An 11313-nucleotide genomic window follows, 5' to 3' on the forward strand; every position below is an offset into this window, starting at 1 on the left:
AGCCGACTCCCTTGGGTGAAGCAGGAAGCAGACCCTTCAAGAGCAATCTTGATTGAATAGTGAGACTTGAGAAAGTTTAGCTAAGTTTTGTGTAGCAGCTTACAACCTACCTTGCTGTCTGGAGGAATGTCTGCGCTCCTCTGAGCTTGCGGCAAGGCAAGAATAGCAAACCGCTATTTTGGGGAGCCTCGTTGTGGCTCTGATGATTGCCTCCAAGAACCTGAATTTCAGGAGATTTACAGTTAAACTTCTCAAGAATCTCATCCCCGACTTTCGGGGAGGGAGTATCTAAAAGTCGAGCTGTCCCCAGTCAAAAAGCCCCTGTATCTGACAACTGTCAACGATCGCAGTAAAAGTCAGCAGCACGTCTTTTGACCCTGCTCAAACCGTTCGACTAGCAGTTTAACAAAAAATATAGTACAGTTCTTAAACTCACAATTTTCGGAGATTCGAGGTAAGATCATGGCCGAAATAACTAAAGAAGAAATGCGCGAACGCCTGGGAAATATTGACCAGATTCGCGATATAATTTTCGGGGCGCAGCTTAGAGAATACGACAATCGTTTCGACAAAATAGATTCCGACTTGTCGATGATGCAGCAAGATATGCACGCTCGCATCGAACAAGTGAAAACAGTTCTGTCCACAGAAATGAGGGCGGCAGTTGATTCGTTAGAAAAGAAAGTTAAATCGCTCACCTTAAATACGCAAGAAGAAAGTGCTGACCTCCGACAGCAAATCGATCGCGTTAACCGCAAATGCTCCAGCACCATCGAAGCCCTCGACGAGGCGATCGACAATCAAACCAGTTCCATTCGCGACGAACTCTCTCAAACCAGAGAGCGACTCTCCGAAGAAACCCGCACTTTGAAAACACAGGTTTTTGAAGAACTAGACCGACGCTTTTCCATGCTCAGAGATGTTAAAGTTTCCAGAGATGACATGGCAGAAATTCTGTTTGAACTAGGAATGAGACTCAAAGGAACAGAATTTGTGCCCGAACTTAAAGGCGTTGCTGATAATAAGTCAAATAACGAATTTTTGTTGCCGGAGCGCCACCATCACGGATAATAACGCATGGCTTTACCGAAAGAAAATCCAGAAGTTGAAAATCAGCTAGAGGGTTTTGTTTCTAAACCTGACGAGTCTGCTGCCTCGGCAGCAACCCAGCTAGACCCCTTGTTGACTCTGTTATTCGATCTCAAAATTATTGCTGGTTCAAAGCAGCAAAATCCCGAGTCCGAAGCTGACAGCAGCGGCAAAAACGGTCAAGCTGGGGCCCTCGGCGGGTCGATCGATTTGTTAAGTATTTCCTCCGCACAGCCAGAGGAAATTGCAGCGCAGCAAAATCCCGAACCCGAAGCTGCTAGCAGCAGCGGCAAAAACAGTCAAGCTGGAACCCTCGGCGGGTTGATGGATTTGTTAAGTATTTCCTCCGCACAGCCACAGGAAATTGCAGCGCAGCACAATTCCGAACCCGAAGCTGACAGCAGCGGCAAAAATAGTCAAGCTGGAGCACTCGGCGGGTTGATGGATTTGTTAGGTATTTCCTCCGCACAGCCAGAGGAAATTGCAGCCGTGCCAGAAACTGGCTCTTGCCAACCCGATTCTACTGCTTCCCCGGCTGTTGCAGACGAGTCCCACAATTTGCTGTTCGCTACTCACAAACTCAACACTTCTGAACTGGAAAGAAACTATTCCTCAGCTAAAACTATAGATGTTTCCGCAGATGTTTCGGATTTGGAGAGAGAATCACCCTCGCTACAAGCATTCCCTGACTTAACAATTTCCGATTCTCCCCAGTACGTACAGCGCGAAAAATCCCAGGATTCTGCTGACACCGCTGTAGAGAATTCGCCCATTCCCCAAACTCTGGCGCCACCCGCAGCAACCGATCCGAATTCCTCAGTGTCCGGACTTTCGCAGCCATCCCAAAAAATATATGCAGATGCAAGTGTGGCATCAATTGAACCGAACCGAGAGTCGCAAGAACAGCCGATACCACTATCGCAGCGATCGGAAATCATAGGCGATATTAAACAAGAATTCAATGAAGCCGACAGCGCGATGGGAAGGCTGCAAAATCTGATTTTTGGCTCGCAAATGTCAGATATCGAGCAACTCAAAAATCTCCTAGCAGAAACTGATTTGCCTGGGGTGTGCAATCTGCTAGCAAGCATCGACTCTAAATTAGAAAAACTGGAACACCAAATCTACGATCCACAAGAGCTGATCGCCCTAATGCTGCCTTGGATCGCAGAAATTCTCAGCCGCAAAATTGCCGATTCCAGAGAAGAAGTTGTTAATGCGATAGTCCCAATTATTGATGAAGTGATTAGGGCTAAAACTGTGGAAAACAGGCAAGCAATGAGTTCGGCGATAGGTGAGTTGCTGCCCGACGCACTTGCTCAACAAATAGAAAATTCGCCAGCGGATATTGCTCGGGCGATCGCCCCAGAAATGGGTTTGGCGATAAAAGAGCAAATTCGCCTCGATCAAGAGTCGATCGCCCAAGCCCTCGCCCCGGAAATGGGCAAAGCCATTACAGCCCAAATCGCCCTCGAACGCGACTCTATGGTGGATGCTCTCTATCCCGTCATTGGCAGTACGATCTCTAAATACATGGCAGAAGCTATTAAAACTATCAACGAAAAAGTCTCAAATAGCTTAAGCATGGAAGGAGTTGGGCGCAAAATTCGCTCCCAAGTACAAGGAGTCTCCGAAGCTGAATTAATCCTCAGAGAATCAATACCTTTTACCGTCCAAGCAGCATTGTTAATTCACAAGGCATCTGGCTTGGTAATTTCCGAAGTTCAACACCCCGCAGGCAATTACCAGTTAGAAGCGGAAATGGTAGCAGGAATGCTCACAGCTATTCGCAGCTTTGTGAACGAATGCATCGTTCAGCCCGGAGAAATTTCTGAACTCAATCTAATTGAATACGGCGACTCAAAAATTATGTTAGAAGTAGCGGGATACTGCTACATGGCAGTCGTGATTAAAGGAGAACCGCCACAGTCGTTCATTAACAAACTCCGGCAAACACTTACTAATCTGATCCTTAATTACGCTAAATTAATTCACGAGTTTAACGGCGATCCCGGTACTATACCGGACTCTGTGCACCCGTTCATCCAAAGTTTATTCGACCCGGTGGAAAGGGAAAAATCAAAAAAACCCCCCTTCGTGCTGATCGGGGTGACGATCGCAGCGCTAACCTTAATCTCAACACCTTGGGTAATTTATCAGCACCGCCGGAGCATTGACCGCCCCCTGGCAACAAATGCCGCTTTAGCTTTAGCCTCGACCCCAGAATTAGCGGTTTACCGCTTAAACGCCGACGTGGAGGGCAACACTCTCAAGTTAACCGGAAATTTGCCAAATCCAGAATTGCGGGAAAAAGCCGCCAAAATAGCCGCCTCAACTGCACCAAATCTGAAATTAGACAATCAAATTGTCGCTGTAGATGTACCTCCAGATCCCGTGTTGACGGCGGGTGAGGTGCAGCGGATCACCGCTGTTTTGAACCGCTTGTCGGGTGTTTCTATTTCTAGTCGGTATGGCGATCGCAAAGTTACAGTAGAGGGGACAGTCATGGAGGCTGTCGATTCACAGAAAATTGCTCAGTCCCTGAAGCAAATTCCCGGCGTTGAGTCAGTCGTTAGCACTGTGAAACTAGATCCGCTTAAAATTGCCACCCGCATCTACTTCGACCAAGGAACGACAACATTAGACTCAGCATCAGAAGAAATTATCGCCAGTGTTAAAAGTTTCATGGATCAATATCCTCAAAAACAGATTAAGATAATTGGACACAGCGATCGCACTGGGGAACTTGTCATCAATCAACGGTTGTCGCTCCAGCGTGCCACAGCAGTGCGAGATGCTTTGCTGCGGCAAGGTGCCAATCCGAAGCGCCTCCTGGCGGTTGGCAGTCAAAATCCTCCCCCCGGCGTGGAACCCAATCAACCGCTACTTTTAAGCAGATGCGTGCTATTTGAACCAATAACTAAGATCGTAAACAGCAAATAATTATGTCAGTTACTATATCTAAAAAAATGTGCATGATCGGCGACTTTGGCGTCGGTAAAACCAGTCTGATCCGCCGTTTTGTCGATCGGCAATTCAGCGACGAGTACCTCTCCACCGTCGGAGTAAAAATTTCCCGCAAAAGTATCGCATTAGAAAACACCAAACACCCGGAAAGTGTCACCGCACAGTTGCTGATTTGGGACTTAGAAGGACATACAAAATTCAAAGGAATCGCACCGACTTACTTACAAGGAGCTAGCGGCGTTTTAATCGTTGCCGATGTCAGCCGCTCCGAAACAGTTGAGCGAATCTCCGAACACGTTAAGCTGTTTTCTTCAGTCAATCCCAAAGGATCAATAATCGTCGCTTTGAACAAAGTAGACTTGATTGACGAAGAAAAATTGGCACTGCTAGTGGAAATCTCCCACTCAATCGGTCAAGACAAAGTAATAGCAGTTTATACCACATCGGCTAAAACCGGCAAAGACGTTGACGAAATTTTTCACAAACTAGCTTACACAATGGTAGAACAAGTATGAACCGTTCGTAGATGTATACCCACATCTACCCAAACAGAGCCTGCATTGGGTAGATGCTGCGAACGTGCAGGAACAGGATAAGACCTACGTTGTTTGAGTCATGACACCTACAGATGAACGCCAGTTTGTAGCTCTGTCGATTGCTATTAAGGAACGGATTAATTACATACAGATCCGCGTGTTGCACTCCCAACAAGCTCTTTCAACATTTCCGAGGCAAACATTACTTAGAAATAAGGCTGACAGAAGATGTCAAACTACGTTTTTCTCATTGATGCCAACAAAAAACCGATGAATCCGGTTCATCCCAGTCACGCCAGAAAACTTTTAGATTCGGGCAAGGCTTCGGTGTTTCGGCGCTATCCGTTCACACTGCTCCTCAAGCGAGTAGTAGAAAACATTGGGAGCATCTCAGTTTTGCAAGAAGCATTTTTTATGGTAGTGCTGTCCCCGCTCGCGTGCTTGTACAAGCACGCGAGCGGGGACAGCACTGTAAATGCAAAACTGAGATGCTCCCGGAATATTGGGTGCATCTCAATGCAAGCAAATATATCCGTAGGGGCGAAGCATGACCGTAGTCAATATGGGATTATAACTAATAACTTATATGCGGTCATGCTTCGCCCTCTTCCCAAGTGAGATACACCCGGAATATTGCACAACAGTTCACAGGAAAGATGGTTACAGCTATGCCTGAAAACATACTCAAAAAAGAACGAGTGTCTGGATATGTCCACCAATAATTATCGAACAGTATGAACCCCCTTTTTAGAAAGCTCCTGGGTCCGCGACAAACAGAGTATCTAATAGTAAATCACAATTTCATCATTCAGGAAACCTCTGCCGAAGTGCAGAATTATGCCGATACTCCGGGTGACGCGCTCCCCGGTACAGATGCTCGCATCTGTTTTCCCGAACTGATTGGAATTGAAAATATCCTCATGTCGATCGTGATGGGAAGGCGGCCGAGTTTTGAACTCAAAGGTATCGCTCGGTTTGCCGACAACAACCGCCCTTTATACTTCGATATGTTGGCGATAGAACATGAAAACGAACAAGATATGGCAAGTAATTTGCTAATTTTGATTGAAGATGCCACCGAAAAAATGGTGATGAAGCAATCCTTGATTCAGAGAGCGAATGAAGCTAATCTTTTGCTGAGCGCCTTAGCCGCTTCAAAAGATTATATAGATAAAGTGATTCGCTCCATGGGCGATGCTTTGTTGGTGACAACAACATTAGGAATTATCAAAACAGTCAATCAATCGGCACAATGGTTATTTGGGTACAGCGAAGCAGAATTAATCGACCAGCCTCTCTCCATCATAGTAGTCGAAGAAACATTGCTTTACCAAGGTCGCCACCGCTATATTTTGTCTCAAAAAGAGCTGCTCAGAGAATTGGAAGTAGTCTGCACTACTAAATCGGGAGAAGAAATTTGGGTAGAATTTTCCTGCTCGGCAATTCAGACAGAATTAGACGGACTTTATGATTTCATATATATCGGCAGAGACATCACAGAACGCAAGCAAGAAGACATGGAAATTCGTCGCTCTCTGGTAAAAGAGCAAGAACTCAGACAGCTTAAATCTCGTTTTTTCTCGATGCTGGCTCACGAATTCGGCAATCCTTTAAATACAGTATTATTTGCTACTCAAATTCTCAAAGAATATGGGGACGAAATTACCCAAGCGGAAAAACAAGAATACCTCGAACACGTTAAATCAGCATCTAAACACATGGCTCAGCTATTAGATGACGTGCGGTTGCTCAGCAGCGCCGAAGCTGGAAAACTCCAATTCAATCCCGCACCACTTGACTTGCGAAAATTTTGTAGCGAGTTAGTAGAATCAATAAAAATTAGCTACGGACAAAATCATAAAATTAATTTTGTTTGCAGAAAATCTATTGCGCCTGGGAAAAAAACCGCTCCGGAGTCGGAGGCAACAGAATACTCGCCCGCACTGGATGCCAAATTGCTGCGGCACATCTTGACAAACTTGCTGTCAAATGCTGTAAAATATTCGCCGATCGACAGCTATATTGATTTTCAATTAAATTGTCGTCATGAAGAAGCTATATTTAAAATAAAAGATGCGGGCATTGGCATTCCTATAGAAGACCAAGAACAACTGTTTGAATCTTATTACCGGGCCCAAAATGTCGGAAAAATACCTGGTACAGGACTGGGTTTATCCATAGTTAAACAGTGTGTAGACCTGCACGGAGGTCAAATCGAATTTTCCAGCGACACAGGGTTAGGCACTACCTTTGTAGTCACAATTCCATTTGCAAAACAGAGGTAATACGATTTGGGAATTGGGAATTGGGCATAGGGCATAGGGCATAGGCATAGGGCATACCTCACCACGCTTGAGAACCGTTATAATACGATTTTCCATTTTCCATTTTTCGATTTTCCGATTTGGGAATGACCCGCCCAAAAATGGGTACCGTGCCACGTAAGCGACCTTGGCTGGTCTATTCCAAAACTTTAGACAAAACTTCAAGGTGCCAGATTCATCAAATCGAGCAATGACTAATGACCAATGACCAATGACCAATGACTAATGACTAATGACTAATGACTATCACGAACTGAGGGCACGTTCACCACTACAAAATCCAACATGACAACCCTGTTAAATAAATTGTTGGTTCCCCACCACTTGGAGTACCTAGCACTGGATCAAGACTTTCTTATCGCAGAGACATCTCTCAACGTGCAGCGGTTTGCCGACTGTCCCGAGGAAGTAGTTACCGGAAACGATGTCCGCATTCCCTTTCCCGAATTCCTGGGAACTGAAGAAATTTTAATCGATATTTTTGAAGGGCGGTTGCCAAATTTTGAATTAAAAGCGATGACGCGAGTATTAGAAAATGGCTCGCGGCTTTATTTTGATATGTATATCGTCGAGTTCAGCAATGACGATAGCGAGCAGAGATTAATTGTATTTTTTGAAGACGTAACCGACAGGATGGGTTTGGAACAAACTCTAGTCCAAGCTACCAATGAAATGAATATTTTATTGAGTACCTTAGCCGCTACTAATAATTATGTTGAAAAAATTATTACTTCCATGGCCGAAGTTTTGTTGGTGACAACGGCCTCGGGAAAAATCAAAAAAGTCAATCAAGCGGCTCAAGATTTGTTCGGTTATAGCGAATCGGAATTAGTAGGTCAGCAAATAGACACCCTTACTGCTGAGGGCGCATCTTTGCAAGCAGTCAGCCAAGAGTCGCCTCAACAATCTCAAACTAATACTGAAGTAATTTGCACCGCAAAAACAGGAGAAAAGCTGACAGTTTCCTTTTCCTGTACGCCGATTCCAAGTGACATGAAAAGTTTTTCTGCAACTTCTACGGCCCTCCAAGATTTTGTGTACATCGGCCGCGACATGACATACAGACAGCGAGCCCGCAAGCGAAAAGTAGCTCAGTACGTCACCACTCACATCCTCTCTACATCCGAAACAATCAAAAAAGCTCTAGAAGCAATTCTCCCCGCAATTTGCGACAGTTTGGGGTGGGATACTGCCGAACTTTGGATGCCGCCGGAAGCTGGGGAAAAACTGCTGTTAGGAAGTAAGAGAATAACTGCGATTTCCGACCCCAATTTGCTGCGGTGCGTCGCCTGTTGGACAAAAGGCTCAGTTTCCATCCCCAAATTTGCCGAATCTGCCGAACAAATGATCTGTGGATTCGGGGAAGGATTGTCGGGTCTCATTTGGGGCAGCGGTTCGTCTCAGTGGATTGCGGATGTAACAGAAAGCGAAATTTTTATTAGCAGAGAAATTGGCGTAGAAGAACGACTGCACGGAGCTTTTGGCTTCCCAATTTTGGGGGACTACGAGCAGGAAAATTCTGAAAGCTCTGTGTTGGGGGTGATGACTTTTTTTAGCCGCGAAGTGCAGTATTTGGATGAAGAATTGCTCCAGACAATGGCAACAATCGGCAGCCAACTCGGTCAATTTATTAAGCGCAAGCAAGCGGAAATAGCTTTGCGGGAAAGCGAAGAACAATTACGAGACTTATTTGAAAATGCTACTGACTTAATTCAAAGTATTGGAGCTGACGGTCATTTTTTGTATGTAAATCGGGCTTGGCGGGAAACTCTGGGCTACAGCGAAGCCGAAATTGCTCAAATGACTGTTTTTGATATCATTCATCCCAACAGTTCCCCAGAGTCGATGGAGATATTATGTCAAGTTATTACTAAAAAAGCTGTCAATGAAAATACTTTTTATCCCCACTCTATTCAAATAATATTTATTACTAAGAATCACGAACAAATTTTGCTGGAAGGTAGCATAAACTGTAAGTTTTTGGAAGGTTCTTTAGTAGCGATTCGCGCTATTTTGCGAGACATTACTGCTCGCAAGATGGCGGAAGATGCTCTAGCAAAATCTGCTTCCTTGCTGCAAGCAACTTTTGATTCTACTGCTGACGGTATTTTAGCTATTGATAGGAGCGGAAAAATAGTTACTTTCAATCGAGAATTTGTGGAAATGTGGGGGGTACCTAGCGACGTGATGGCGCTGCGAGACGACGCAACAACGATCGCCTTTGTGCAGAACCAACTCAAAGACCCGCAAGCATTCCAAGAGAGAATAGAATCGCTTTACGACCAGCCAGAAGCCGAAAGTTTTGACTTGTTGGAATTTGAAGACGGCAGATTTTTTGAACGCCATTCGGAACCGCAGCGGCTGGGAGATAAAATTATCGGTAGAGTCTGGAGTTACCACGATATTACGGAACGCAAGCAAGCAGAAGATGCCCTGCGGGAAGAACAAGAAAAATCGGAAAATCTGTTGTTAAATATCTTGCCCGTGGCAATAGCAGAACGACTCAAACAAAACGAAACGACTATTGCTGAATATTTTCCCGAAGTGACTGTTTTGTTTGCTGATATTGTGGGGTTTACAGCTTTGTCTTCTGTGATGAATCCGATCGACCTCGTGGAGCTCCTGAATAAGATTTTCTCAGGATTCGATATGTTGTGCGAGCAGCACGGCCTAGAGAAAATCAAGACCATCGGCGACGCATACATGGCGGTAGGAGGGCTGCCCTACCCTCGGGCAGACCATGCAGAGGCGATCGCCCAAATGGCCCTAGATATGCAAAAAGAGATAGCTCGGTTTAATGGTCTGAATAAGAAATATTTTAGCATCCGCATCGGCATCCACAGCGGCCCGGTTGTTGCCGGAGTGATTGGCATCAAAAAGTTTATTTACGATTTGTGGGGCGATACGGTAAATATCGCTTCCCGCATGGAATCTCATGGTTTGCCTTGGCGGATTCAAGTCAGTGAAACTACTTATGACTTATTGAAAGACAAATATTTGCTGGAAGGGCGCGGAACTATTGAAGTTAAAGGTAAAGGGGGTATGAAAACTTATCTGCTTGTTGGTAAAAAATAAGTTGGCAGTTGACAGTTGACAGTTGACAGTTGACAGTTGACAGTTGACAGTTGACAGTTGACAGTTGACATAGTGCGAACTCATAGGCAGCATCTCATGTTTGTAAAAAGGATTTTTTTATTATAGTGCGAGCACGCAAGAGCTCGCGTATTGTAGAATACGCGAGCGGGGACAGCACTATAAATGAAAACTGAGATACTCCCAACTCATATAACTCGCGAACAGGAGTCAGCAGTCAGCAGTCAGCAGTCATCAGTCATTAGTCATCAGTCATCAGTCATCAGTGATTAGTCGTCAAGCTGATGACTAAAAGTGTTGCTAAAGTTAGTTAGGAATACTTTTTGACCAAGATTTATGGAACTTGCTAATTTGTCGGTAAATTTACGATCGCCCTTAGAATTTGTCGATCGCCATCCTGTGACAGTTTCGCCCTCAACTTCCCTCCCAGATGCGATCGCCCTAATCCGTCTGGCGATGGACGCTTGTCCGCTACCGAATTCACCTGCACACTCAAACGAAACGGTAACAGCATCAATTAGTTGCATCTTAGTGGTCGAGGAAAATCAGCTAGTCGGATTGCTAAGGTTGGCAGATCTGCTGAACTTAGCCACCACATACGGATGGCAAGAAATGAAAGTTTCCGGCGCCATGACGCGGAATTTAGTTGTCTTAAAAGAATCAGAATTTACAGATATTTTTACCGCATTTAAGCTATTTTGTCAATACTCGATCGATTGTTTGCCAATTGTAGATGAACGGGGTCAGCCAGTAGGTTTAGTCACCGCAGAAAGGATTCACCCAGAAATTTACAGCCTCGTTAAAATGTTGCAGCAAGAAGTTGTCAAACTTCAGCAAAAACAGTGTGAACTCTTAGAAAGTAAGTCAGAAATCGAAAAACAAGTCAGCGATCGACAAAACGCCGAAAATGCCCTGCGGGAGAGCGAGGCGCGCTACCGGGCGATTGTGCAAGACCAAAGCGAACTGATTTGCCGCTACCTCCCCGACGGCAAATTCACATTTGTCAATCAAGCTTACTGTCGCTATTTCGGCGTGCAACCAGAAGACTTGCTCGGTAACAGTTTTATGCCACTGATCCCAGAAGTAGACCGAGAAATTTTTCAAGAACAATATGCTTCTCTGTCTGCGGAAAAGCCTGTGTTTACTTGCGAACACCGAGTAATTTTGCCGAGCGGGGAAATTCGTTGGCAGCAGTGGATCGATCGCAGGGCTATTTCGTTCTAGACAGTAGACAGGGTTTAGGTTTAGAGTTTAGAAGTCGGATTCACCCTAACTTATGATTTATGAGTTCCCTAGCAATTGTA

At 45.1% G+C, this 11313-nt stretch carries 7 protein-coding genes; all 7 read left to right on the plus strand.

What is annotated here, in order from left to right:
• Positions 1-462: 462 nt before the first annotated feature.
• The 7 genes from JGK14_RS31965 (at position 463) to JGK14_RS31995 (ending at position 11233) form a co-directional block, all read left to right on the plus strand.
• Positions 463-1071 carry a hypothetical protein gene (locus JGK14_RS31965; RefSeq protein ID WP_293155138.1) on the plus strand — a complete coding sequence of 203 codons (609 nt, stop codon included), beginning with the start codon at positions 463-465 and terminating at the stop codon, positions 1069-1071.
• A 6-nt stretch (positions 1072-1077) separates the two neighbouring features.
• Complete coding sequence (locus JGK14_RS31970) at positions 1078-4032, plus strand: OmpA family protein (RefSeq protein ID WP_293185789.1); 2955 nt, start codon at positions 1078-1080, stop codon at positions 4030-4032.
• Positions 4033-4034: 2 nt separating this feature from the next.
• Entirely contained in the window at positions 4035-4571 is a 537-nt protein-coding gene (locus JGK14_RS31975; RefSeq protein ID WP_293185788.1) for a Rab family GTPase, read from the plus strand.
• 249 nt (positions 4572-4820) lie between these two features.
• Positions 4821-5210: an RRXRR domain-containing protein gene (locus tag JGK14_RS31980; RefSeq protein WP_293185787.1), complete on the plus strand. Its 390-nt coding sequence runs from the start codon at positions 4821-4823 to the stop codon at positions 5208-5210.
• 209 nt (positions 5211-5419) lie between these two features.
• Complete coding sequence (locus JGK14_RS31985; protein WP_293193608.1) at positions 5420-6877, plus strand: PAS domain-containing sensor histidine kinase; 1458 nt, start codon at positions 5420-5422, stop codon at positions 6875-6877.
• 324 nt (positions 6878-7201) lie between these two features.
• Positions 7202-9991 (plus strand): adenylate/guanylate cyclase domain-containing protein, encoded by a 2790-nt coding sequence (locus tag JGK14_RS31990; protein WP_293185785.1) that lies wholly within the window; start codon positions 7202-7204, stop codon positions 9989-9991.
• 354 nt (positions 9992-10345) lie between these two features.
• Entirely contained in the window at positions 10346-11233 is an 888-nt protein-coding gene (locus JGK14_RS31995; protein WP_325315923.1) for a CBS domain-containing protein, read from the plus strand.
• The last annotated feature ends 80 nt before the right edge of the window (positions 11234-11313 follow it).

This window comes from Microcoleus sp. PH2017_28_MFU_U_A (genome assembly GCF_020738035.1).
Lineage (GTDB): Bacteria > Cyanobacteriota > Cyanobacteriia > Cyanobacteriales > Microcoleaceae > Microcoleus.